This is a genomic window from Mesorhizobium sp. BR1-1-4, assembly GCF_020165375.1.
GTDB lineage: Bacteria > Pseudomonadota > Alphaproteobacteria > Rhizobiales > Rhizobiaceae > Mesorhizobium > Mesorhizobium australicum.
The window spans coordinates 328876-354832 of the sequence record NZ_JAIUIB010000007.1; the positions used below are offsets into that span (position 1 = coordinate 328876).

Sequence of the window (25957 nt, forward strand, 5' to 3'; positions counted from 1 at the left end):
TGGCGGGTCGTTGGACGCGGAGTTTTGCCCGTCTCATTCAGTCGTCAAAAGCGCGGAGTTGCGATGTCGGTCACGGATGCGGGTGATGGTGCGGATCTGATTGTCATCAACGGTCGTGTGCTGACCATGGACGGTGACAATCCCGCCGCCGAGGCCGTTGCCGTCAAGGACGGCGCCATCATCGCCATTGGCAGCAGCACCTCCATCGAAGAGCTTAAAGGACCGGACACGGAGGTGATCGACGCGCATGGCGGATCGGTCCTGCCCGGCTTCATCGAAGCCCACATGCATCTGTTTTCGGGCGCGGCCGAGCTTGCCCATCTGCAACTGGCCGGCGTGCATGGGTTCGAGGCGCTGCGGAAGGCGATCCGCGACTATGCAGCGGCGCACCCCGATGCGCGGATGCTGGTCGGGCAGAGCGTCGACTACACCGTGCTCGACGACGAGCGGGTGACGCGACACCATCTCGACGCGATCCTGCCGGACCGGCCATTCGTCATGGCCGCCCCCGACCACCATACGATGTGGGCCAACACAAAGGCGCTTGAACTGGCCGGCATCCTCAAAGGACGCATGCTTGGTCCGGGCAATGAGATCGTCATGGGCGACGATGGCTTGGCAGCGGGCGAATTGCGCGAGGGCGAGGCCTTCGGCCCGGTTCTCGACCTTGCCGGCGAAGGCCGCGTGCGGCTGGGCCTGGCGACCGGCGGTGAGCCGGACCCGATGCCGTCGGCCGCCGAACGCGCCGCCGACCGCGACATCATGCGGCGCGGGCTTGCCTGGTGCGCGCGCCACGGCATCACCTCGATCCAGAACATGGACGGCAATCTCTACCAGCTCGAACTGCTGGCCGAGATCGAGGCCGAGGAAGGCCTGCCCTGCCGCGTGCAGATCCCCTTCCACTACAAGAACTTCATGACGCTCGACATGCTCGACAAGGCGTCCGTGATGGCCGAACGCTACGACAGCGAATGGCTGTCCTCGGGCATGGTCAAGGTGTTCTACGACGGCGTGCTGGACTCGTGGACGGCTGTCATGGTCGAGCCCTATGCCGATCGTCCCGACTGGGTCGGCGAGCCGCTGTTCACGCCACGGCAGTTCATCGACCTGGCGGTCGCCATCGACAGGCGCGGGCTGCAGATCGCGGTACACTCGATCGGCGACGGCGCCGTGCGTGCCGTGCTCGACGGCTACGAGGCGGCGCAAAAGGCCAACGGCAAGCGTGACAGCCGGCATCGCGTTGAACATATCGAGGTCACTACCCCATCGGATGTGCCGCGTTTTGCCGAACTGGGGGTCATCGCCTCGATGCAGCCGCCGCATCCGCCCGGCGCCATGGATTTCCCGTTGGAGCCGACCGTGTCGCGCATCGGGCAGGCCCGCTGGCCGCTGAGCTATGCCTGGCGCACCTTGAAGGACGCCGGCGCCCATGTCGTGTTCGCCTCGGATTGGCCAGTGTCGCCGATCGACCCGATCCTGGGCATTCAGGCGGCAGTGCTGCGCAAGCCATGGGCAGAAAGCGATCCCGACCAAAGCTTCTCGCTGCATGAATCGATCGCCGCCTACACGGTCGAGGGCGCCTATGCGGAATTCGCCGAGCATCGCAAGGGCATGCTGAAATCCGGCTACATGGCGGATCTGGTGGTGCTGTCGGCCGATATCGAGAAGACGGCGCCGGCCGATCTGCACAAGGTACGGCCGGTGACGACGATCTGCGGCGGCAAGGTCACCTATCAGGCCCGATAATGGCATGAGGCTTGCTGGCTAAAGACTGACTGAACTGTGATTCAATGCCGGGCTTGCCAACCTACCGGCCATGTGGTCACATCCAACAGGGGACAAACTCCGCCAGCAAGAGCGGGGTCAACAGTGAGGCGTAATCGTGCCGGACAAACCGGATCGGAATGCGATTGAAGTAGTAAACGTCAGCAAAATTTTCGGATCGGGTGAGGGGCAGGTCGCTGCTCTCGACAAGGTTTCGGTCTCCATTCGCGAAAACGAGTTCTTCACGCTGCTGGGACCCTCAGGCTGCGGCAAGACCACCTTGCTGCGGCTGATCGCCGGCTTCGACTTTCCAACCGCCGGGGAAATCCTGCTCTACGGCCAGGATATCGCGCCCTTGCCGCCGTTCAAGCGCCCGGTCAACACCGTCTTCCAGTCCTACGCGCTGTTCCCGCATATGACGGTGGCCGACAATATCGGCTTCGGCCTGGAGATGCTGGGCAAGCCCAGGGCCGAGATCAAGGCGCGCGTCGCCGAGATGCTGAAGCTGGTCAAGATGGAAGCGCTGGCCGGCCGCCGCACAGCCCAGATTTCCGGTGGCCAGCAACAGCGCGTGGCATTGGCCCGGGCATTGGCGCCGCAGCCGAAAGTGCTGTTGCTCGACGAACCGCTCTCAGCCCTCGACTACAAGTTGCGCAAGGAGATGCAGATCGAGCTCAAGCGGCTGCAGCACGAGACCGGCATCACCTTCATCTTCGTCACTCATGACCAGGAAGAAGCGCTGACCATGTCGGACCGCGTCGCTGTGATGTCGTCGGGCAAGATCCTTCAGGTCGGTTCGCCCTGGGATATCTACGACAAGCCGGCGGATCGCTTTGTCGCCGACTTCATCGGCGAAACCAACTTCCTCACCGCCGCCATATCGGGCATCGGCAGCGGCAAGGCGCGCGCGACGCTCAAATCCGGCGCGACCATCGAGGCGACCGTTGCCGAAGGTTTTCAGCCGAAGGACAACGCCACCGTGGTGGTAAGGCCCGAGCACGCCAAGCTGACGAAGGACAAGGGCGATGTGTCGGGCACGGTCGAGAACATCGTCTATTTCGGCACCGATACGCATATCCACGTCCATCTCGACAGCGGCGAGGCCTTCACCGTGCGCCAGCAGAACACGCGCAGCGCAGGCTGCGGTTTCGAGCGTGGCGACAAGGTCGGCATCATGATCGGCAACGATGCCGCGCAAGTGCTGAGGGACTAATGGCGACCGCGGAAGAAGTCGCCAAGGCAGCGGAACGGCGCGATGTCCGTGACCGCTGGCTTCTGTCAGCGCCGGCGCTGCTGGTCATTCTGTTCGCCGCGACCGGCCCGTTGCTGATCGTGTTGGTCTATTCGCTCCTGACGCCGGGCGCATATGGCGACGTGAAATGGCAGTTCTCGGGCGATGCCTGGACGTCGGTGTTCCTGGAGCGCGACATTTTCGACGACACGCTGTCGCTGGCGGCGGCGCATGTCACCATCTTCTGGCGCTCGATCAAGCTTGCGGTTGTGACGACACTCGCCACGTTGGCGCTCGGTTTCCCGACGGCCTACTTCATGGCGACGCGCAGTGAAAAGACCAGGGATCTCTGGCTGTTCCTGATCACCATCCCGTTCTGGACCAACCTGTTGATCCGCACTTTCGCCGTGCTGCAGATCATCCGCAACGAAGGCATCGTCAACACGATCCTGCTCAAGCTCGGCATCGTCTCGGCGCCGGTCCAGATCCTCTACACCGACACGGCGATCCTGATCGGCATGGCCTATGTCTACCTGCCGCTGATGGTGCTGCCGATCTACGCCAGCATGGAGAAGCTCGATTTCCGGCTGGTCGAGGCGGGCTACGATCTTTACGCGACGCGTTTCAAGGTGCTGCGGAAGATCATTTTCCCGCTGGTCAAACCCGGCGTCATCGCCGGCTCGATCCTGGTCTTCATTCCGGCGCTCGGCGCTTATGTGACGCCGAGCGTGCTCGGCGGCGGCAAGAACATGATGCTGTCCAATTTGATCGAACTGCAGTTCGGACAGGGCCGCAACTGGCCGCTCGGCTCGGCACTGTCGATCACGGTGATGATCATCGTTATGGTGGCGCTGCTTGCCTATGTGCGCAATGCCGGGAAGTCGGGGGTGCGGCATGGCTAGCAACTTTTCCATCAAGCACCAGCCGGGTTTCACCGCGATCGCGGCGACTTGTTTCGTTATCCTCTATCTGCCCATCATCGTGCTGGTTATCTACGCCTTCAACGCGGCGAGCTCGACATCCGAATGGGGCGGCTTTTCGCTGAAATGGTTCCAGTCGGCATACCAGAACACTCAGGTCATCGACGCGACGCTGCGTTCCTTCCAGATCGGCTCCATCGCGGCGGTGCTGTCGACCGTCTTTGCCACCATGGCGGCACTCGCCACCACGCGCACGGCGTCGTATCCCGGCCTTACCTTCAAATACGCGGCGATCAACCAGCCGCTGATGGTGCCCGAGATCGTCACCGGCGTGGCGCTGCTGATCTTCTTCTCGCGCATCAAGATCTTCACCGGTTATTCCGGCATCGGCTACCTGGTCGCCGCGCATACGGCGTTCTGCATTCCGTTCGCCTACCTGCCGATCCGGGCGCGGCTGGAGAATATGGATCTGACGCTGGAGCGCGCCGCGGCCGATCTCTACGCGACGCCATGGAAGACCTTCCGCCGCATCACGCTGCCGCTTTTGTGGCCTGGTATCCTGGCCGGCCTGATGCTGGCCTTCGTCATCTCGCTCGATGACGTGGTCATCACAGAGTTCGTCAAATCGGGCGGTCAGGACACGCTGCCCACTTACATGCTCGGCCAGATCCGCCGCGGCATCACACCCGAGATCAACGCGATATCGACCGCCTTCCTGCTGCTTTCGGTCGCGATCGTCACGTTGTTTTTCTTCGTCAGCAGGAAACGAGACTGAAACCGACAATGGGAGTTAAAACCATGAACTGGAAGACAACAGCGACCGCCATGGGGTTGGCGTTGCTTGCCTCGACGGGCCTCGCGCGGGCCGAAGGCGTGCTCAACATCTACAATTGGGGAAACTACACCAGCCCCGACGTGATCAAGAAGTTCGAGGCGAAATACAACATCAAGGTGACGATCACCGACTATGACTCGAACGACACCGCTCTGGCCAAGGTTCGCCAGGGCGGCACCGGCTTCGACATCGCGGTGCCTTCGCAGACCTATGTGCCGATCTGGATCAAGGAAGGCCTCGTCCAGGAGACCGATCCCGGCAAGATGGAGAACGCCAAGAACATCGCGCCCGAATGGGCCAACCCCGACTTCGACCCAGGCCGCAAATACACTGTTCCTTGGGCCTGGGGCACGATCGGCGTCGTCGTCAATACCGACGCCTACAAGGGCCCGGCGAACACCTGGGGCATCATCTTCAACACGCCCGAGGAGTTGAAGGGCAAGGTCAACGTCGTGCCCGAGATGGGCGACGTGATGTTCGCGGCGATCAAGTATGTCGGCGGTCAGCAATGCACCGACGACAAGGCGGTGCTGAAGAAGGTGCGCGACCTCCTGGTGGCAGCCAAGCCGAACTGGATCGCCATGGAATACAACACCATCGAGAAGATGGGCGCCGGCGACTTCAAGGCAACCAGCGACTGGAACGGTTCGGCCCTGCGCCAGCGGCTGGCCAACCCGGCCATCCACTTCAACTATCCGAAGGAAGGTTATGGGCTGTGGAGCGACAACGTCGTTGTGCTCAAGGAGGCCAAGAACGTCGAAAACGCCAAGCTGTTCCAGAACTTCATCATGGATCCGGAAAACGCCGCGGGTCTCTCGGCCTTCCACCGATACGCGAACGCCATCACCGGCTCGGACAAGTACATGCCAGCCGACATGAAGGACGCGCCGGAGGTGGTCATTCCGGCCGACGCCAAGCCGCTTGGCGAACTGCAGCAGATGTGCGCTCCGGAGACGCAGGAACTCTACACCAAGATCTGGACCGAACTGCAGAAGTAGTCACAGACCCAAGGGGCCCGGCGGCACTTGCCGCCGGGCCTTTTCTTTCCGGGAATGGCCTTTCATGAGTTCCTATCGCAACAGCGATCCGCGGCCGCCTATCATGCAAGGCTCGCCGCCCGCCATGCTGCCGCCGAGGCTCGACTGGGACAGGCCGCCCTGGAACCGCTGGGCTTTCCAGCACATACGGGAAATTCTGCCGACCGTGGAAGTCTGGCGCGGCGCTGGCCATCGACACCGTCTCGAACGCGCCGAGGTCGATCTCGACGGGCTAGCGGTCGAGGACAGCGAGGGCAGGCCTTCGACACTCGCCGGTCTGCTCGACGAGACCTATACGGACGGCTTCCTGGTGCTCAAGGACGGCAGGATAGCCTATGAGCGCTATTTCAACGGCATGGACGAGCGCACGCTGCACCTGTCGCAGTCGATGGCCAAGTCGGTCACCGGCTCGGTGTTCGGGATATTGGCCGGGCGCGGCCTGATCGATCCGGCGAAGCCAGTGACGGACTACCTGCCGGAACTGAGCGCGACCGGGTGGGCCGGCGCCAGCGTCCAGCATGTGCTTGATATGACCACCGGCGTGCGGTTTTCGGAGGAATACACCGACCGCTATTCCGACATCGGCCAGGTCGATGTCGCCACCGGCTGGAAGCCGGTGCCACCGGGCAGCGATCCGGATTTCCGCTGGCCATCGCACATGTTCGAGCTGATCCTGGGCTTGAAGGACACGGTTCGCCCGCATGGAGCCACGTTCGAATATCGCTCGATCGAGACGGACGTGCTCGCCTTCATCATGGAACGGGTGACCGGCAAGCGGCTGGCGCAACTCGTCTCGGAAGAACTTTGGCAAAAGCTCGGGGCTGACGAAAGCGCCTGCTTCACCGTCGACAGCGCCGGCTATGCGCTGGCCGATGGCGGCTTCAACGCGACGCTGCGCGACTACGCCCGCTTTGGCCAGCTGATCCTCGACAATGGCGGCGGCATCGTGCCGGCGGACTGGATCGAGGCGACGCGTACCGGCAGGCATGGTCCGGATTTCTCGGCCAGCCTGCCCGAGGGCAGCTATCGCAACCAGTTCTGGATCGAGAATCCCAGCTCGCGGGCACTGATGTGCCGTGGCGTGTTCGGACAGTTGATCCATATCGACTGGAACACAGGAATAGTCGTGGTGAAGCTGTCGACCTGGCCGGATTTCAGCAACATGGCCTATTCCAGGGCAACGCTGAAGGCCGTGCACGCCATCGCCGCGGCGCTTGCCTGAGCTTCATGACCAATGGACTGGGAGGAAACGCCATGACCGGCAAGACCGCGTTCGAGACTCGATACGGATTCCGCCGCAACGAGGTGCTGCTCGGCAACTGGCGTGTGAGCCCGTTCAATCGGTGGTCGTTCCAGAATCTCGGCGAACTGGTGCCGACCGCCCGGGTGGCGGCAGCGCCCGGCGCCGCAGAAGCCCCTCGGCGAGACATGGACGGCTTGCTCGGGGAAAAGGTCACGGTCGCGACTGCACCGGAGACGGTGGCTGAATTCCTCCTGCGCTCCAGCACCGACGCCCTGACGGTGATGAAGGGCGGCAAGATCATTGGCGACTGGTTCGCGCCGCATATGGAGTTTGGCGCGCGCCACATCATCTTCTCGATCAGCAAATCGGTGACCGCGATCATCGCCGGCATACTGGAAGGCGAGGGGGCGTTCGATCCGGAAGCGCCGGTGACGGACTATATCCCGGAAGCAGCCGGCTCGGCCTATGGCGATGCAAGCGTTCGGCATGTGCTCGACATGAGCGTCAGCCTCGACTTCGAGGAGGCCTATCTCGATCCGGAAAGCGCCTTCGCCCGCTATCGCCGCGCGACGCTGTGGAATCCGGGCGGCGGCACCGAAAGCCTGCGTGAATTCATCCTTACCCTGCAGCGGCTTGCCGAGCCGCATGGCCAGACCTTCCGCTACCGCTCGCCCAATTCCGACCTGCTCGGCCTGCTGCTCGAGCGCGCCTCGGGCCAGCGCTTGACCGACCTCATGCGCGAGAAACTATGGCTGCCGCTTGGCGCCCTCAGCGAGGCCTCTGTCGCCGTCGACATGGAAGGCACGGCACGCACCGCCGGCGGCATTTCGGTGACGCCGCGTGACCTGGCGCGCCTCGGCGAGATGATGCGGCAGGGCGGCACCGCCAATGGCCGCCGCATCGTGCCCGAGGCCTGGGTGCGCGACACCACCAGCACCGGCGGCAGCTCGGAAGCTTGGCGGCGCGGTGCCATGCTGCCGCTGTTCCCGAAAGGCCGCTACCGCAACAAATGGTATCAGACCGGCTTCGAAAATGGCGCCTATTGCGGCATCGGCATCCATGGCCAGTGGCTTTATGTCGATCCCAGCACCGAAGCGGTGATCGCCAAGATGTCGTCGCAGCCGGAGCCGGTCGACGATCCGCTGGATATCGAGATCGTTGCGTTTTTCGAGGCGCTGAGCCGGATGGTCTAAGTGGGCAGTCGCGTGCGATTGGTGATGTCGGCGCTGCCCCTCATCCGCCTGCCGGCACCTTCGCCCCGTATAGTGACGGGGAGAAGGGATCTGGTCGCTACGCCGGCGCCTCTTTGCACCGTTGGCGATTGGCGAAATCGGCGATGACAGCGCCCTCTCCCCGTCACTATAGGGGGAGAGGATGCCGGCAGGCAGGTGAGGGGCGGCGCAGACATCTCAGTATCAGCAAATTCCTGCGGTACCCAGATCCGGTGAACGCATCGCGTTTTCCTGTGGACCTCCGCCGCCGTTGAAAACGTCGCGGTTGGCGGACCTGATGTCTGCGCTTATGGTCGCCGCTCTTTTCGACGAGAGTGGGAAGACATGGCATCCGACATCAAGCGCATCGCAGCCATCATCGCGGCCGAAATCAAGGCGCGGCCGGAACAGGCGGCCGCGGCGATCGGACTGCTTGATGAGGGGGCGACGGTGCCGTTCGTGGCACGCTACCGCAAGGAAGTGACCGGCGGGCTGGACGACACGCAATTGCGCGATCTTGCCGAGCGTCTTGTCTACCTTCGCGAACTCGACGCGCGCCGCGACACCATCCTGGGCTCGATCCGCGAGCAGGGCAAGCTGACGCAAGAGCTTGAAACCAAGATCGCGGGCGCCGCGACCAAGGCGGAGCTCGAGGACATATACCTGCCCTACAAGCCGAAGCGCCGCACCAAGGCCGAGATCGCCCGCGAGCGTGGATTGGGGCCGCTGGCCGAAGCCATTCTCGCCGACCGCTCGCTGGTGCCCGCGGACGTCGCGCTCGCCTATGTCACCGGCGAGGTGGCCGATGCGAAGGCGGCGCTCGAGGGCGCGCGCGACATCCTGTCGGAGCAATTCGCCGAAAATGCCGATCTGGTCGGCAAGCTGCGCAGCTACATGAAGGAACGCGCCTTCCTGCGCGCCAGGGTGGTCGACGGCAAGCAGGAGGCCGGCGCGAAATTCTCGGACTATTTCGACCATGTCGAACGTTGGGCGACCGTGCCAAGCCACCGCGCGCTCGCCATGCTGCGCGGCCGCAACGAGGAGGTGCTGTCGCTCGACATCGAGGTGGATGCCGATGACGGCTCGCCGGTGAAGCCTGTCGAGCGGATGATCGCCAACGCCTATGGCATCGGTGCCAGCCTGCCAAGCGACCGCTGGCTGATGGAAGTGGCAGGCTGGACCTGGCGCATCAAACTGTCGCTGCACCTGACGCTCGACCTGATGCGCGACCTGCGCGAGCGGGCCGAGGAAGAAGCGATCCATGTCTTTGCCCGTAACCTCAAGGATTTGCTGCTGGCGGCTCCCGCCGGCTCGCGGCCGACGATGGGGCTCGATCCGGGCATCCGCACCGGCGTCAAGGTGGCGGTGGTCGATGGCACCGGCAAGCTGCTGGCGACGACGACGGTCTATCCGTTTCCGCCGAGGAACGATGTGCGTGGCACGCAGGCCGAACTTGCGGCACTTATCCGCCAGCACAAGGTCGAGCTGATCTCGATCGGCAACGGCACCGGCAGCCGCGAGACCGAGAAGCTGGTCGCCGACATGCTGTCCGACATGCCTTCGACCGGCGGTCCGAAGCCGCTCAAGGTGATCGTCAGCGAGGCGGGAGCGTCGGTCTATTCGGCCTCGGCGACGGCTGCCGCCGAGTTTCCCGGCCTCGACGTGTCGCTGCGCGGCGCGGTGTCGATCGCGCGGCGGCTGCAGGATCCGCTGGCCGAACTGGTCAAGATCGAGCCGAAATCCATCGGCGTCGGCCAGTATCAGCACGATGTCGACCAGTACCGGCTCGGCCGCTCGCTGGAAGCGGTGGTGGAGGACGCCGTCAACGCGGTCGGCGTCGACCTCAACACCGCCTCGGCGCCGTTGCTGGCGCGGGTTTCAGGCCTCGGCGCGTCGCTCGCCGATGCAATCGTCGCCCATCGCGATGCGACCGGCCCGTTCGCCAGCCGCAAGGACCTGCTGAAGGTGGCACGGCTTGGACCGCGCGCGTTCGAGCAGTCCGCCGGCTTCCTGCGCATCGCCAATGGCAGCGAGCCGCTCGACGCCTCGTCGGTGCATCCGGAGGCCTATGGCGTGGCCAAGAAGATCGTCGCCGCCTGCGGCCGCGACGTGCGTTCGCTTTTGGGCGACAGTGCCGCGCTCAAGGCGCTCGACCCGCGCGTCTTCGTCGACGAGCGTTTCGGCTTGCCGACGGTGCGCGACATTCTGGCGGAGCTGGAGAAGCCCGGCCGCGATCCGCGTCCCGGCTTCAAGACCGCGACCTTCGCCGATGGCATCGACGAGATCAAGGATCTGAAGCCCGGCATGCTGCTGGAAGGGACCGTCACCAATGTCGCCGCTTTCGGCGCCTTCGTCGATATAGGCGTGCACCAGGACGGGCTGGTGCATGTCTCGCAGCTCGCCGACCGCTTCATCAAGGACGCGCATGAGGTGGTCAAGGCCGGCGACGTGGTCAAGGTGCGCGTCGTCGATGTCGACATCAAGCGCAAGCGTATCGCGCTCTCCATGCGTAAGGATGGCGGCGAGGGCGGTGCATCGAAGGGCGGGCCGCGCGACAATGGTGGCGGCAGGCCGGCGCCACGCGGGCCTACGCCGCAACGCCAGCCGGAGCGGCCGGCACAGCAAGGTGCGTTCGGCGCCGCGCTGGCGGACGCGCTGAAGCGAAAGTAGCTACCACGCCAGAACAGCCGGCTCCTTCTCAAGCTGGCCGAGCAGCCAGTCCCGGAAACTGGCAACCGGCGGATAGCCGCGCTTGTCGTGAGGAATGACAAGGTAATAGGCGCTGCGGCTCTGCATCGGCTGGCCAGGCGCGGGCACAAGCTGGCCGCGCTGCAGTTCGCCCTCGATGAGAATCTGCGGCAAGAGCGCCACGCCGAGGCCCGCCATGCAAGCCTGGGCAGCGGTGGCGAACTGCTCGAATTGCATGCCAGGCCCGGTCGGCGCGCTCAGGCCCTGATGCTCGAACCATTCGCTCCAGGCCCCCGGACGCGTCGTCATGTGCAGCAGCGGCAAACGGCCGATGTCGGCCGGTGTGGCGATGGCGCGGCCGGCGAGGAAGTCGGGCGACACCACCGGTGCCACCGTCTCGCGTACCAGAAGTGTCGAGTCGGCGTCCGGCCAGTCCGGCAGGCCGTAGTGGATGGCGGCATCCAACCGTTCGCGGGCGAAGTCGAAGCGCCCGACGCGGGTGACGAAATTGATGGTGATGTCGGGATTGTTCTCGACGAAATCGGGGATCATCGGCATCAGCCAACGCGTGCCGAAAGTCGGCAGAATGGCAAGATTCAAGATCCCACTATGCCGATTGCTCATCAATCCAAGGGCTGCATCACGCAACTGGCCAAGCGCCGAGCGTACCGCTTCGGCGTAGATTTCACCCGCCGTGGAGAGCCTTACATTGCGGCTGTCGCGTTCGAACAGCCGGCGGCCGAACTGATCTTCCAAAAGTCTTATCTGGCGACTGACCGCGCCCTGGGTCAGGTCCAATTCCTGGGCGGCGGCGGTGAAGGAGCCAAGCCGCGCCACGGCCTCGAAGGCGGCAAGGGCGCTGATGTTGGGCAAAAGGCGGCGTTGGACACTCATGATCCATTCCTAGCGCTCATTGATCGGTGAAGCAATTTCGTTTGATTTTTTCAGGCCACGAGCCGATAAGCCGGGCTTCACCTGTTTCAAGGATCGAGAAGCCATGGCCGACAAGAATGCATTCGTGTGGGAAGACCCGTTCCTGATCGAGGACCAGCTTTCGGAAGACGAGCGCATGGTGCGCGATGGCGCTGCCGCCTTTGCCGCCGACAAGCTCGCGCCGCGTATCGAGGAAGCCTATCTCAACGAGACCTTCGACACGGCGATCTTCCGCGAGATGGGCGAGGCCGGCCTGCTCGGCATCAACATTCCGGAAGAGTTCGGTGGCCTCGCCGCCAGCTATGTCACCTACGGGCTGGTGGCGCGGGAAGTCGAACGCGTCGATTCCGGCTATCGCTCGATGATGTCGGTGCAGTCGTCGCTGGTGATGTACCCGATCCATGCCTATGGCTCGGACGAACAGCGCAGGAAGTATCTGCCGAAGCTCGCCAGCGGCGAATGGATCGGCTGCTTCGGTCTGACCGAGCCGGATGCCGGCTCCGACCCCGGCGGCATGAAGACCCGCGCCGAAAAGACCGCCAGCGGCTACAAGCTCTCCGGCTCCAAGATGTGGATTTCCAACGCGCCGGTCGCCGACGTGTTCGTCGTATGGGCGAAGTTGAAGGGGGAGAACGGCAAGGACGAGATCCGCGGTTTCGTGCTCGAGAAAGGCATGAAGGGGCTGTCGGCGCCGAAGATCGGCGGCAAGCTGTCGCTGCGCGCGTCGATCACCGGCGAAGTGGTGATGGAAGGCGTCGAGGTCGGCGAGGACGCGCTGCTGCCCAACGCCAAGGGCCTCGGTGGACCCTTCGGCTGCCTCAACCGGGCCCGCTACGGCATTTCATGGGGCTCGATGGGCGCGGCGGAAGATTGCTGGCATCGCGCTCGCCAATATGGGCTTGACCGCAAGCAGTTCGGCAAGCCGCTGGCCGGCACGCAGCTCTACCAGAAGAAGCTCGCCGACATGCAGACCGAGATCGCTCTGGGGCTACAGGCCTCCTTGCGCGTCGGGCGCCTGCTCGATGAAGGCAAGATGGCGCCGGAAATGATCTCGATCGTCAAGCGCAACAATTGCGGCAAGGCGCTCGACATCGCCCGCCAGGCCCGTGACATGCATGGCGGCAACGGGATCCAGATCGGCTATCACGTCATGCGCCACGCGCAGAACCTGGAAACCGTCAACACCTACGAAGGCACCCATGACGTGCACGCGCTGATCCTGGGACGGGCGCAAACGGGAATACAGGCGTTCTTTTGAGCGACTTAAGCCGGCAAGCGGTTCTTTAATTTAGGTGCACCGCAACATCCGCTTGGAGAATGGCGGCCAGATGTGTCAGGGTTCGGCTGATGAAACGCCGATCTCCGGGGCCCCATGGCAATTCTGGCAGCCGTCTACCACCTGACCCACTATAAATACGACCGGCCGGTGGTTCTCGGGCCCCAAATCATCAGGCTGCAGCCGGCACCGCATTCCCGCACCAAGGTGTTGAGCCATTCGCTCAAGGTCGAGCCGGCGAACCACTTCGTCAATCTGCAGCAGGATCCTTACGGCAACTTCCTCGCCCGTTTCGTCTTTCCGGAGCCGGTGACGGAGCTGAAGATCGAGGTCGACCTCGTCGCCGACATGACCGTCTACAATCCGTTCGACTTCTTCGTCGAACCGTCGGCCGAGGCGTTCCCGTTCGACTATCCCGAGGAGATCCGTGACGACCTCGCCACCTACCGCACGCCGGAGCCGGCCGGGCCGCTGCTCCAGGCGTTTCTGAAAACCGTCGACCGCAGCGCGCCCAACACGGTCAATTTCCTCGTCGATCTCAATGCCCGCCTGCAGCGCGAGATCACCTATATCGTGCGCATGGAAACCGGTGTCTTCTCACCGGAGGAAACGCTGGCAGCGGCCAAGGGCTCCTGCCGCGATTCAAGCTGGCTCCTGGTGCAGATCCTGCGCAATCTCGGCATCGCCGCGCGCTTCGTCTCGGGGTATCTGATCCAGCTCAAGCCCGACCTTGTCGCGCTGGATGGGCCGGCCGGGACAGCGGTCGATTTCACCGACCTGCACGCCTGGTGCGAGGTCTATCTTCCTGGCGCCGGCTGGATCGGCTTCGATCCGACCTCGGGCCTGCTCACCGGCGAGAGCCATGTGCCACTGGCAGCGACGCCGCATTTCCGCAATGCGGCGCCTATTTCCGGGATGGCGAGCTTCGCCAATGTCGAGTTCGGCTTCGAGATGCGGGTCGACCGCATCGCCGAGCATCCGCGCATCACCAAGCCGTTCTCCGACGAGAGCTGGCAGGCGCTCGACGCGCTCGGCAACAAGGTCGATGCCGCGCTCGCGGCCGGGGATGTGCGGCTGACCATGGGCGGCGAGCCGACCTTCGTGTCGATCGACGATTTCGAGGCCGCCGAATGGAACACCGCCGCCGTTGGGCCAACCAAGCGCGAAAAGGCCGATGCGTTGATCCGCAGGCTGCGCGAGCGTTTCGCGCCCGGCGGCTTTCTCCATTACGGCCAAGGCAAGTGGTATCCCGGTGAAAGCCTGCCACGCTGGACGTTTTCGCTCTTTTGGCGCGCCGACGGCGAGCCGGTGTGGAGCGACCCGTCGCTGATCGCGCGGGAAGATAGTTCGGCTGATATCGGGCCGAAACAAGCCGAAAGCCTGCTGACGGCGATCGCCGGCGAACTCGGCATCGACACGTCCATGGTCAGCGAAGCCTATGAGGATCCGGCCGAATGGCTGCTCAAGGAAGGCAAGCTGCCCGACAATGTCGACCCGTCGAATTCGAAACTCGAAGATCCGGAGGAACGCAGCCGCATGGCGCGTGTCTTCGAACGCGGGCTGACCAAGCCGTCCGGCTATGTGCTGCCGGTGCAGCGCTGGAACAGCCAGGCCTCCGATCCGCGCTGGCGCTCGGAGAAATGGAAGACGCGGCGCGGCCGGCTGTTCCTGGTGCCGGGTGATTCTCCGGTCGGCTATCGCCTGCCGTTGGGCACGCTGCCCTATGTGCCGCCGGCGCAATTCCCCTACATCGTGCCCGTCGATCCGTCGCTGCCGCGTGGCCCGTTGCCCGTACGCGAAGCGATCTTGCCAGCGGCCGCTCCTGCGGAACTCGAAGGCGCCGACGAAATGGCCCGTCGCCAGCAGGCAGCCTCGTTCACGGCGACGACCGGCCAGCAGGAGCGCGTCGAGCAGGAGATCACCGAGATCGGCGGCGCGGTGCGCACGGCACTTTCGGTCGAACCGCGTGACGGCAGGCTGTGCGTGTTCATGCCGCCGGTCGAGGCGCTCGAGGACTATCTCGAACTCGTCGCCGCCGCCGAGAACGCGGCAAGGGCGATTGGCCTTCCCGTGCACATCGAGGGCTACGGTCCACCGCATGACCCGCGCCTCAACGTCATCCGCGTGGCACCCGATCCCGGCGTCATCGAGGTCAACATCCACCCTGCCTCGAACTGGCAGGACTGCGTGGCGACAACGACGGCGATCTACGACGAGGCGCGGCAGACGCGGCTTGGCGCCGACAAGTTCATGATCGACGGCCGCCACACCGGCACCGGAGGCGGCAACCATGTCGTGGTCGGCGGCGCCACGCCCAATGACAGCCCGTTCCTGCGCCGGCCCGACCTGCTGAAGAGCCTGGTGCTGCAATGGCAGCGGCATCCCTCGCTGTCCTATCTGTTCTCCGGCCTGTTCATCGGCCCGACCAGCCAGGCGCCGCGCTTCGACGAGGCGCGCCACGACTCTCTTTACGAGCTTGAAATCGCGATGGCGCAGGTGCCGCATCCCGACCAGGGTGCCGCACCCTTGCCGTGGCTGGTCGACCGGTTGTTCCGCAACCTGTTGACCGACGTCACCGGCAATACGCATCGCTCGGAAATCTGCATCGACAAGCTGTTTTCCCCGGATGGTCCGACTGGCCGGCTTGGCCTTGTCGAATTCCGCGGATTCGAGATGCCGCCCAATGCGCGCATGTCTCTGGCGCAGCAATTGCTGGTGCGGGCCATCATCGCCCGCGCGTGGAAGAACCCGCTCGACGGGCGCTTCGCGCGCTGGGGCACCTCGCTGCATGATCGCTTCATGCTGCCGCACCATGTCTGGGCGGACTTTCTCGACGTGCTCGACGACCTCAAGCTCAATGGTTTCGAATTCCGGCCCGAATGGTTCGATGCCCAGCTCGAATTCCGCTTTCCCTTCTGCGGCGAGGTGCAGCATGCCGGCATCAAGCTGGAGCTCAGGCAAGCGCTGGAACCATGGCATGTGATGGGCGAGCAGGGCGCGATCGGCGGCACCGTGCGCTTCGTCGATTCATCGGTCGAACGGCTGCAGGTCAGGACCGAAGGCCTCAACCCGGAGCGTCATGCGATCGTCTGCAACGGCCGCATCGTGCCGATGAGGATTACCGACAACAGGGAGGTCGCGGTGGCCGGCGTGCGCTTCAAGGCCTGGCAGCCGGCCTCGGGCCTGCATCCGGCGCTGCCGGTCAACACGCCGCTGGTGTTCGACATCTATGACCGCTGGTCCGGCCGGGCAATCGGCGGCTGCGTCTACCATGTCGCGCATCCCGGCGGGCGCAGCTACGACACTTTCCCCGTCAACGGCAACGAGGCGGAGGCACGGCGGCTCGCCCGCTTCGAACCGCGCGGCCACACACCCTCGGGCTATGTGTTGCGCGAGGAACAGCCGGCGGAAGATTTCCCGATGACCCTTGACCTCAGGCGTCCACCAAGACTGTGATCTGACATGGCAAAGGGGAATCACAAAAGGGTGCGCGGCAAGCCGCAGGCCCATAGCCTGCTGGAGCACTACCAGCCGATCGACGGCGTCGTCGACGAGATGGTCGACGCGTCAGGCAATCCCCGTCCGGTCTGGAAGCATTTTGTCGAAGCGCTCGACGACCTCGGGGCCGAAAAGCTCGGCCAGCGCTTCGCCCGCGCCGATCAGTATCTGCGCGATGCCGGTGTCTATTACCGCGTCTACGACAAGGCGGGCGCCAACGAGCGCGAATGGCCGCTGGCGCATATTCCCTTGCTCATCGAGGACAGCGAGTGGCAGGCGGTCAGCGCCGGCCTGGTGCAGCGCGCCGAACTGTTCGAGGAAATTGTTGCCGATATCCATGGGCCGAACCGGCTGATCGAAAAAGGCATCGTGCCGGCAGGACTGATCGCGGCGAGCCCTGAATATTTGCGGCCCGTGGTCGGCACCAGGCCGGCCGGAGGGCATTTCCTGCACTTCTGCGCCTTCGAACTCGGCCGCGGTCCGGACGGCCGCTGGTGGGTGCTGGGCGACCGCACCCAGGCGCCTTCGGGCGCCGGCTTCGCGCTGGAAAACCGGGTCGCCACCACGCGCGCTTTGTCCGACATCTATGGCGAGATGCATGTGCACCGGCTCGCCGGCTTCTTCCGCCGCTTTCGCGATGCGCTGATCGGCATGGCAAAGGAGAGCGACGGCCGCGTCGCCATCCTGACGCCGGGGCCACTCAACGAGACCTATTACGAACACGCCTATATCGCCCGCTACCTCGGCATCATGCTGCTCGAAGGCGAGGACCTGACCGTTTCCGGCGGCAGGCTGATGGTGCGGACCGTGTCCGGCCTGATGCCCATCAGCGTGCTGTGGCGGCGGCTCGATGCCGCCTTCGCCGATCCGCTCGAGCTGCGCCCGGATTCGCAGATCGGTACGCCGGGGCTGGTCGAGGCGATCCGGCAAGGCACGGTGTCCACCGTCAATGCGCTGGGCTCGGGCCTGATGGAGACGCGCGCGCTGCTCGCCTTTCTGCCCAAGATCGCGCGCGAATTGTGGGGCGAGGAGCTGCTTTTGCCCAGTGTGGCGACATGGTGGTGCGGGCAGGAGACGGAGCGCGCCCATGTGCTCGCCAATATCGACCGCATGGTGGTCGGCCCGGCGCTGTCGACAAGACTTGCCTTCGAAGATGACGGACAGACGAAGCTCGGCTCGGCGCTGTCGGTCGGGGAGCGGGCGGAACTGGTGGCGCGCATCGAACGCGACGGCGAGGCCTTCGTCGGCCAGGAGGCGGTGACGCTTTCGACGACGCCGGTCTATGTCGGCGGCTGGCTGGAACCGCGGCCGGCGAGCCTGCGCGTCTATCTGGCGCGTACGCCCGAGGGCTGGACGGTGATGCCGGGCGGGTTTGCGCGCGTCGGCCTATCGCTCGACCCGACGGCGATCGCCATGCAGCGCGGCGGCCAGGCGGCTGATGTCTGGGTGGTGAGCGACAGACCCGTGGAGCGCGAGACGCTGCTGCCGCAGGAGAGCGACAGCTTCAACCGTACCAGGCCCGGCAGCCTGCCCAGCCGCGCGGCGGAAAACCTGACCTGGCTCGGCCGCTACATCGAACGCTCGGAAGACACGGTGCGTATCCTGCGCGCCTATCACGTGCGGCTCGCCGAAACGTCCGATCCGGACATGCCGCTGCTGGCCGATATCAGGGACTATCTCGAACCGTTCGGCATCGACGTCGAAACGGCGGTCCCGCCAGGGCTGATCGGCACGCTCGACAGCGCGGTCTACAGCGCCGGCCAGATCCGCGATCGTTTCTCGCCGGATGGCTGGCTGGCGCTCAAGGATTTGTCAAAAACGATCCATCAGTTCGCCACAACCGTGGCGCCCGGCGACGATGCGACGCGGGCCATGACCGTGATCCTGCGCAAGCTTGCCGGATTCTCGGGCCTTTTGCATGAGAACATGTACCGCTTCGCTGGCTGGCGTTTCCTCGAGATCGGCCGGCGGCTGGAGCGCGGCATCCAGATCGCCAGCACTCTGGCCCGAGTGACCAGCAGCAAGGCGCCGGACGGGGCGCTGGACATGATGCTGGAGATCGGCGACAGCGTGATGACCCATCGACGGCAATATCCGGTGCAGGCCGGCCGGCGCACGGTGATCGATCTCCTGGCGCTCGATCCGCTCAATCCACGCTCCGTCCTGTTCCAATTGGAGAGGCTGAAAGCCGAGATAGGGCTGTTGCCGGCGACCGGCGGCGAGGGGCACATGTCGGCGGCGGCCAAGGAAATCCTGCAGCTCAACACGTCCATCGCCATCAAGGAGCCGGCAGACATGACGGTGAGGGCGTTGAACGATCTCGCGGGCGAAATAGGCGGGCTCTACAGCAGCCTCGCCAAAGCCTATTTCGGCTAGAAAGAGATGGCCATGCTGTACGACATCAGGCTTCTGCTCCACTACGACTATGCTGCCGCTGCTGGCGGCGGACGCCATCAGGTGCGCGTGCTGCCGTCGACCATTGACGGTGTGCAGCGTGTCATCGCCGCTTCGCTTTCTTTTTCACCGGCACCCAACGAAAGGTCGGATTTTTCTGATTTCTTCGGCAACAATGTCACTTCGATCGCGTTTCGCGACGCCCATGACACGCTCGACATCAGGATGAGCGCGCGTGTGTTGGTGGCGCGGCCCGAGCCGGGGCTCGACGTGTCGCCCGATCTCGGCCGCCTTCGACAGGATCTGGCCGCCGTGCGGTCGCTTGCGCCTGCCTCGCCGCACCATTTCCTGGCCGCCAGCAGCCATGCGGGCATCGATGCGGCGATCACCGCATTCGCGCAAGGCAGCATCGGAAACTCGGCCGCAGGGACGGCGATGAACCTGTGCAATCGCATCCATCGCGATTTCACATACGATGACGAGGCGACCACGGTGCGGACCCGGGCCAGCGACGCCTTCCAGCTGAAGCGGGGCGTCTGTCAGGATTTCTCCCACATCATGATCGCCGGCTTACGCGGGCTTGGCATTCCGGCCGGCTATGTCAGTGGCTTCCTGCGCACCATTCCGCCCAAAGGCAAGCCCCGGCTGGAAGGCGCGGATGCCATGCATGCCTGGGTCAAGGTCTGGTGCGGGCGTGATGCCGGCTGGCAGGAGTTCGATCCGACCAATGGCATGCGGGCCTCCAACGACCATATCACCGTTGGTTACGGGCGCGACTATTCGGATGTGGCGCCCATCGTCGGCGTGCTGAAGACGACTGGCGGACAGGTCGGCGACCAGGCGGTCGACGTCATCCCGGTCGTGCTCGAAAAGGCGTGAAACGGGGCGCACTAACTTGCCGGCGCCGCGAGTTCTCACAAGGATGGGGCAGACTTCTCAAACATCGATGCGGTCACTAGAGCAGCTCACCGGTTCACGGAAAAGGCGAGCCGATCCAAGTCTTTGATTTCGCGCAATTCCGGACGGAAAAGCCGTTTCACACTTTTCCTGTAAGTGCTTAGTCTGTATTCGCCTTAAGGGAGAATAGTCTTAGGCTGCCGCGCACAGGCATGAGGTTTGTCATTGAAAGCTGTCAGCGTCGTCATACCCGCCTACAATGCGGCGGCAACGATCGCTAAAACGCTGGCCTCGCTTGGCGGAGAGGCCGGGTTTATCGGCGAGGTCCTGCTGGTCGACGATCAATCGACCGATGGCACGGCCGATGCAGCCCGGCAGGCCGCGGCGCAATCATCCCTGCCTTTGCGTGTGCTGCCCGCCAGTTGCCGCGACGCCGGCGGCGCCCGTAACCTGGCGCTTGATGAGGCAGCCCATCCGTGGGTCTACCTGATCGACGCCGACGACCTGCACCTTCAGGGCGGCTTAAGCTCCTTGCTGTCGCAGGCGGAAAGCCAGCCCAAGGCCGACATGATCGTCGGCGCCTTCCGGCGCAGGGTGAACGGTCAGGACCGGCAGATCAAGGTGCCAAACGGCTATACCGCGGCCTGCCTCACCAACGCCTCCGCCTACGTGAAGGGGGATATACGCTCGGTGGCGGTGGGCAGCGTGCTGGCTTCCCGGCGTCTCATCGGCGAGACCCGGTTCCCCGTCGGGCTCGCCTTCGACGAGGACACGCTGTTCTGGGCGCGGCTGATGAGCAAGGCGTCGCTGGTCATGATTCAGCGCCCCGTCATGATCTACGAAGTTTCAGCGGAGCGTTCGGACGATCGCTTCACGGTCAACCCGGTGCGGCGCTTCCTGGACTGGCGCCGGGAGCTGCGTACGCTCACCGATTGCGGCATCCCGATTTCGGCACTGAAAGCAAGGGAGGGCCTCGTCGCGCTCAAGATCGCCCGTGTCCATTATGCGCGAGGCGACCTGGACATGGCCGCGCGCTTTCTCGCAATAGCCTCAGTGGCGCCGAAGCGGCGCTCGGAAGCCTGGCGCTGCCTGCGCTACAAATTCAAACTCGCGGCGCGCCGCCGGCTGTCCCTTCCGCCGACACAGATGCAGCGCGCATTGTAGGCCCGACCGACGCCACCGGGATTGCCTTGTTTCCAGGCGGGGTGTGGAACCAGCGGTCAGCCCGCAGCTTATCTACGCATATTTCGTGTGGAGCTTACATGCTGCAGAGAACCGGATCGTCGCGGAGCCGATTGGCCGACGGTGATAGCGTACCCAAGAATGGAGCACAGATTTCCGCCAGGGATGCCGCGCTGACCTATGTCAGCGATGCCGAGCCCGGCATCCGCCGGCTGAAGGCAGGCAAGGGATTCGCTTACAAGGCACCGGACGGGAAAGCGGTCTCCGATGCCGACAGAGCGCGCATCGCGGCGATCGTCATACCGCCGGCTTGGACCGATGTCTGGATTTCGCCCGATCCGAACGGGCATATCCAGGCGACCGGGAGGGATCAGCGGGGGCGCAAGCAGTATCGCTATCATCCGCAATGGGCCGAGGAGCGCGACGGCGCCAAATATTCGAGCCTCGTGGCTTTCGCCGAAAGCCTGCCGGACCTTCGGCGCAGGATCGACAGCGACCTGCGCCGTCACGGCCTGCCGCTCGAACGCGTCGCCGCCGCGGTGGTCTGGCTGCTCGACAACACGATGATCCGCGTCGGCAATGCCGCCTATGCCCGCGATAACAAGAGCTTCGGCCTGACGACTTTGCGGGACCGGCATGTCGATATCAAGGGATCGAGCCTGCGCTTCGCCTTCAAGGGCAAGTCCGGCAAGGAATGGAAATTGAAGCTGGTTGACCGCCGGATCGCGGGGATCGTTCGGGGCGCGCAGGACCTGCCGGGCCAGAAACTGTTCCAGTATCTCGACGAGGACGGCAACAGACGCCCTGTCCGCTCCGACGACGTGAACCACTATATCCGCGAAGCGGTCGGCGATGCGTTCAGTTCGAAGCACTTCCGCACATGGGGCGGCACCATCCACGCCGCGTCGCTGTTTGCACAGACGGAACTGCCTGAGAGCCAGGCACAGCAAAAACGGGTGATGAACAACGTCATCGACAAGGTGGCCGAACGGCTGGGCAATACGCGCGCGGTCTGCCGCCAATGCTATATCCATCCGCAGGTCTTCAAGGCTTGGAGCGAAGGACGACTGCTTGCCGAAATGGCGGAAGCCAACAAGCGCAAGCGATCCATCGAAGGCCTCGATGAGGAGGAAGCGCTCGTGTTGAGATGGTTGAAGACGCAGGAGGACCGATCGGCGGCAATCGGCGGCCGCTGAATCCGCGGCGTCTCGATTTTTTTATCGACGCCATGTCGGCATCGGCCCTACTGTTTCGTCCTTTGCTACAGAAAGGACCGTCCATGCTCTACGCCATCCTCTGCTACGCCTCCGAAGATGTCGTCTGTTCCTGGAGCAAGGAACAGGACGACAAGGTCATGGCCGACCTGCTCGGCGTTCAGGAGAAGTATGCCAACGCCGGCCGGCTTGGGCCCGTGGCGCGGCTTTTGCCGACGACGGCGGCAACGACGCTGCGGAAAGTGAAAGGTGAATCGCTGGTCATCGACGGGCCGTTCGCCGAGACCAAGGAACAGTTCCTCGGTTTCTACACGCTCGATTGCGCCGACCTCGACGAGGCCGTCGAATTCGCCCGTGAGCTCTCCGAGGTCAACCCAAGCGGCGGTTCCTACGAAATCCGCCCGGTATCGGTGTTCCATCCGACCAGGGTTCCGGCATGACCGAACTCGCCTGGATAAGCTCCGCGATCAGCGCTGCCCGCCCACAGGCGATGGGCGCGCTGCTGCGCTATTTCCGCGATCTCGACACGGCGGAGGAAGCTTTCCAGGACGCCTGCCTCAAGGCGCTGAAGAACTGGCCGCAAAACGGACCGCCTCGCGATCCGGCGGCCTGGTTGATCTTCGTCGGCCGCAACAGCGGCATCGACGCGGTGCGCAAGCGTGCCAAGCAGGCGCCGATGCCGGAAGAGGACCAGGTTTCCGATCTGGAGGACGCCGAAAGCGACATCGCCGAGCGGCTGGACGGAGCGCATTACCGCGACGACATATTGCGGCTGCTGTTCATCTGCTGTCACCCTGATTTGCCCACAACGCAGCAGATCGCGGTGGCGCTGCGCGTCGTCTCCGGCCTCACCGTCAAGCAGATCGCGCGCGCCTTCCTGGTCGGCGAGAGCGCGATGGAGCAGCGCATCACCCGCGCCAAGGCGCGCATCGCGGACGCTGGCGTGCCGTTCGAGACGCCGGGCGCGGTCGAGCGCTCCGAGCGGCTCGCTGCGGTCGCGTCCATGGTCTACCTGATCTTCAACGAGGGCTATTCGACCAACAGCGGCGAGGCGCCGGCTCGCGCGCCCTTGTGCGAGGAAGCGATCCGGCTTGCCCGGCTGCTGCTGCGGCTGTTCCAGACCGAGCCGGAGATCATGGGGCTGACGGCGCTGCTTCTGCTGCAGCACGCACGCGCACCGGCACGTTTTGACGATGATGGCGAGATCGTGCTGCTTGAGGACCAGGATCGAAGCCTGTGGAGCCGCAAGATGATCGACGAAGGGCTGGCGCTCGTCGACAAGGCGCTGCGCCATCGCAAGCCAGGTCCCTATCAAGTCCAGGCGGCGATCGCAGCGCTCCACGCGCGGGCCGAGAAAGCCGAGGACACCGACTGGGTGGAGATCGACCTGCTCTACGGCCTGCTCGAGCAGATGCAGCCGTCGCCGGTCATCACGCTCAACCGTGCGGTCGCGGTCGCCAAGGTGCGCGGACCGGAAGCGGCGCTGGCGATGATCGAGCCGCTCGAGCCGAGGCTTTCGGGCTATTTCCATTTCTTCGGCCTCAAGGGCGGGCTGTTGATGCAACTCGACCGGGGCGAGGAGGCACGCATTGCCTTCGACCGCGCCATCGCGCTCGCCAATACGGCGGCGGAAGCTGCCCATATCCGCATGCATATCGACCGTCTGATCAAGGACGGCGCCGTACGCACGCCGGCGAAAAAGGCAAACTAGGCCCCTACGCCCGGTCGGCCCGAGCATCGCCTGGCTCAATCGTGCAGCCCGGGCTTGGACCATGCCGGGGTGGCGATTCTCCCCTGAAACAGGTAATGGCACGCCATGACAGCCCCTTCCAGCCGCGACGGCGCCGGGAAGGCATGGCGCAAGGCGTTGACCCGCGCCCTATGAGCGGCGGGATTCTGAAAGGGACAGAAATGACGATAGCGAAGGAAACGGCCGAGCTTCTGGCGAAACTGGGCGTGGCCAAGGAGGCGCTTGACGGCGGCGACCTGATCGTGCGCAGTCCGGTGACGGGTGAGCGGATCGCGGCGCTGAAGACGATCTCGCCGGCCGACGCGGCAAAGACCATCGATGCGGCCCACAAGGCGTTCCAGTCCTGGCGGCTGGTGCCGGGTCCCAAGCGCGGCGAACTGGTGCGGCTGCTGGGCGAGGAACTGCGCACGCACAAGGCCGAGCTTGGCCGGCTGGTGTCGATCGAGGTCGGCAAGATCCCGTCCGAAGGGCTCGGCGAAGTGCAGGAGATGATCGACATCTGCGATTTCGCCGTTGGTCTGTCCCGGCAATTGTACGGCCTAACCATCGCCACCGAGCGTCCGGGCCACCGCATGATGGAAACCTGGCATCCGCTTGGCGTCGTCGGTGTCATCTCCGCATTCAACTTCCCGGTCGCGGTGTGGTCGTGGAATGCCGCACTGGCGCTGGTTTGCGGCGATGCAGTGGTATGGAAGCCGTCGGAGAAGACGCCGCTGACCGCGCTTGCCTGCGAGGCGATCTTCAAGCGTGCGGTCAAGCGCTTCGGCACCGACGCACCGCAAGGACTGGCACCGGTTCTGATCGGCGACCGAGCGGTCGGCGAGATCCTGGTCGACCATCCCAGGGTGCCGCTGGTTTCGGCCACCGGTTCGACTCGCATGGGCCGGGATGTCGGTCCGCGCCTGGCCAAGCGTTTCGCCCGCGCCGTGCTGGAACTGGGCGGCAACAATGCCGGCATCGTCTGCCCGACGGCCGATCTCGACATGGCGCTGCGCGCCATCGCCTTCGGCGCCATGGGCACCGCCGGCCAGCGCTGCACGACGCTGCGCCGCCTGTTCGTCCATGACAGCGTCTACGACGCCTTGGTGCCGCGGCTGAAGAAGGCTTATCAGAGCGTCTCGGTCGGCAATCCGCTGGAGACCTCGTCACTGGTCGGTCCGCTGATCGACAAGGCCGCCTTCGACGCCATGCAGAAGGCGCTGACGGAGGCGGCCGCGCATGGCGGCAAGGTGACTGGCGGCAGCCGGGTCGAGAACGGCCATCCCGATGCCTATTATGTGCACCCGGCGCTGGTTGAAATGCCGAAGCAGGTTGCACCGGTGACGGAAGAGACCTTCGCGCCGATCCTCTATGTGATGAAGTATTCCGATTTCGACGCCGTGCTCGACGAGCACAACGCGGTCGGCGCCGGCCTGTCGTCGTCGATCTTCACCCGCGACCTGCAGGAATCCGAGCGCTTCCTCGGTGTCGACGGTTCGGATTGCGGCATCGCTAACGTCAATATCGGTACTTCCGGCGCGGAGATCGGGGGCGCTTTCGGTGGCGAAAAGGAAACCGGCGGCGGCCGCGAGAGCGGTTCAGATGCGTGGAAAGCCTATATGCGGCGCGCCACCAACACCGTGAACTATTCCAAGGCGCTGCCGCTCGCCCAGGGCGTCTCGTTCGACATCGATTGAGAACGCTGGCCCGGTTCGGGTGTCGTTGCGCACCCGAACCGTTTGCGACCGGAGATTGATTGCCGAGTGCAGTTATGCTACCATTTTTAACATGGTGCCGATATGCGCCGATGACCCGCCGCAAGGCGGGTTCAGATCGCTGACAAACCCCGTCTATTTTAGGCGGGGTTTTGTTTTATGCGACTGAACGTGTTTGCGATTTCGCGGT

General features: G+C 64.4%; 18 protein-coding genes. 17 read left to right on the forward strand and 1 reads right to left on the reverse strand.

The features are described 5' to 3' along the window. Positions 1-63: 63 nt before the first annotated feature. From LB571_RS17990 to LB571_RS18025, 8 genes are all read left to right on the forward strand, one after another. A complete protein-coding gene (locus LB571_RS17990; protein ID WP_224596456.1) occupies positions 64-1746 on the forward strand; it encodes an amidohydrolase in 1683 nt (560 codons plus the stop codon). Between the two features lie 136 nt (positions 1747-1882). Then, the gene (locus tag LB571_RS17995; protein ID WP_015315931.1) at positions 1883-2977 is read left to right on the forward strand and encodes an ABC transporter ATP-binding protein; all 1095 of its coding nucleotides are present in this window, start codon (positions 1883-1885) and stop codon (positions 2975-2977) included. Further along, positions 2977-3897, forward strand: a complete 921-nt coding sequence (locus LB571_RS18000) for an ABC transporter permease (protein WP_015315932.1) — start codon at positions 2977-2979, stop codon at positions 3895-3897. The genes LB571_RS17995 and LB571_RS18000 overlap by 1 nt, the downstream gene beginning before the upstream one ends. Further along, positions 3890-4690 (forward strand): ABC transporter permease, encoded by an 801-nt coding sequence (locus LB571_RS18005; RefSeq protein WP_015315933.1) that lies wholly within the window; start codon positions 3890-3892, stop codon positions 4688-4690. The genes LB571_RS18000 and LB571_RS18005 overlap by 8 nt, the downstream gene beginning before the upstream one ends. 23 nt (positions 4691-4713) lie before the next feature. Beyond that, complete coding sequence (locus tag LB571_RS18010; protein ID WP_224596459.1) at positions 4714-5748, forward strand: extracellular solute-binding protein; 1035 nt, start codon at positions 4714-4716, stop codon at positions 5746-5748. Between the two features lie 64 nt (positions 5749-5812). Further along, positions 5813-7009, forward strand: a complete 1197-nt coding sequence (locus LB571_RS18015) for a serine hydrolase domain-containing protein (protein WP_224596463.1) — start codon at positions 5813-5815, stop codon at positions 7007-7009. Between the two features lie 32 nt (positions 7010-7041). Beyond that, positions 7042-8223, forward strand: coding sequence for a serine hydrolase domain-containing protein (locus tag LB571_RS18020; protein ID WP_224596466.1), 1182 nt, complete (start codon positions 7042-7044; stop codon positions 8221-8223). A gap of 363 nt (positions 8224-8586) precedes the next feature. Beyond that, positions 8587-10911 carry a Tex family protein gene (locus tag LB571_RS18025; protein WP_224596469.1) on the forward strand — a complete coding sequence of 775 codons (2325 nt, stop codon included), beginning with the start codon at positions 8587-8589 and terminating at the stop codon, positions 10909-10911. Here LB571_RS18025 and LB571_RS18030 read toward each other — a convergent pair whose 3' ends face one another. After that, on the reverse strand, positions 10912-11823 hold the full coding sequence (locus tag LB571_RS18030; RefSeq protein ID WP_224596472.1) for a LysR family transcriptional regulator: 912 nt from the start codon (positions 11821-11823) through the stop codon (positions 10912-10914). Between the two features lie 103 nt (positions 11824-11926). Here LB571_RS18030 and LB571_RS18035 point away from each other — a divergent pair, with 103 nt between their 5' ends. From LB571_RS18035 to LB571_RS18075, 9 genes are all read left to right on the forward strand, one after another. Further along, positions 11927-13120 (forward strand): acyl-CoA dehydrogenase, encoded by a 1194-nt coding sequence (locus tag LB571_RS18035; RefSeq protein ID WP_140619487.1) that lies wholly within the window; start codon positions 11927-11929, stop codon positions 13118-13120. Positions 13121-13234: 114 nt separating this feature from the next. After that, positions 13235-16594 carry a DUF2126 domain-containing protein gene (locus LB571_RS18040; RefSeq protein ID WP_224596474.1) on the forward strand — a complete coding sequence of 1120 codons (3360 nt, stop codon included), beginning with the start codon at positions 13235-13237 and terminating at the stop codon, positions 16592-16594. Positions 16595-16600: 6 nt separating this feature from the next. Continuing rightward, positions 16601-19012 (forward strand): circularly permuted type 2 ATP-grasp protein, encoded by a 2412-nt coding sequence (locus tag LB571_RS18045; RefSeq protein WP_224596477.1) that lies wholly within the window; start codon positions 16601-16603, stop codon positions 19010-19012. Positions 19013-19024: 12 nt separating this feature from the next. Beyond that, positions 19025-19909, forward strand: a complete 885-nt coding sequence (locus tag LB571_RS18050) for a transglutaminase domain-containing protein (protein ID WP_224596480.1) — start codon at positions 19025-19027, stop codon at positions 19907-19909. Between the two features lie 243 nt (positions 19910-20152). Next, positions 20153-21091, forward strand: a complete 939-nt coding sequence (locus tag LB571_RS18055) for a glycosyltransferase family 2 protein (protein ID WP_140661835.1) — start codon at positions 20153-20155, stop codon at positions 21089-21091. Positions 21092-21189: 98 nt separating this feature from the next. Then, entirely contained in the window at positions 21190-22305 is a 1116-nt protein-coding gene (locus LB571_RS18060) for a DNA topoisomerase IB (protein WP_140661836.1), read from the forward strand. A gap of 83 nt (positions 22306-22388) precedes the next feature. Continuing rightward, positions 22389-22763 carry a YciI family protein gene (locus tag LB571_RS18065; protein ID WP_015315946.1) on the forward strand — a complete coding sequence of 125 codons (375 nt, stop codon included), beginning with the start codon at positions 22389-22391 and terminating at the stop codon, positions 22761-22763. Then, the gene (locus tag LB571_RS18070; protein ID WP_224596484.1) at positions 22760-24034 is read left to right on the forward strand and encodes an RNA polymerase sigma factor; all 1275 of its coding nucleotides are present in this window, start codon (positions 22760-22762) and stop codon (positions 24032-24034) included. The genes LB571_RS18065 and LB571_RS18070 overlap by 4 nt, the downstream gene beginning before the upstream one ends. 200 nt (positions 24035-24234) lie before the next feature. After that, complete coding sequence (locus LB571_RS18075) at positions 24235-25749, forward strand: aldehyde dehydrogenase family protein (protein ID WP_015315948.1); 1515 nt, start codon at positions 24235-24237, stop codon at positions 25747-25749. Positions 25750-25957: the final 208 nt, after the last annotated feature.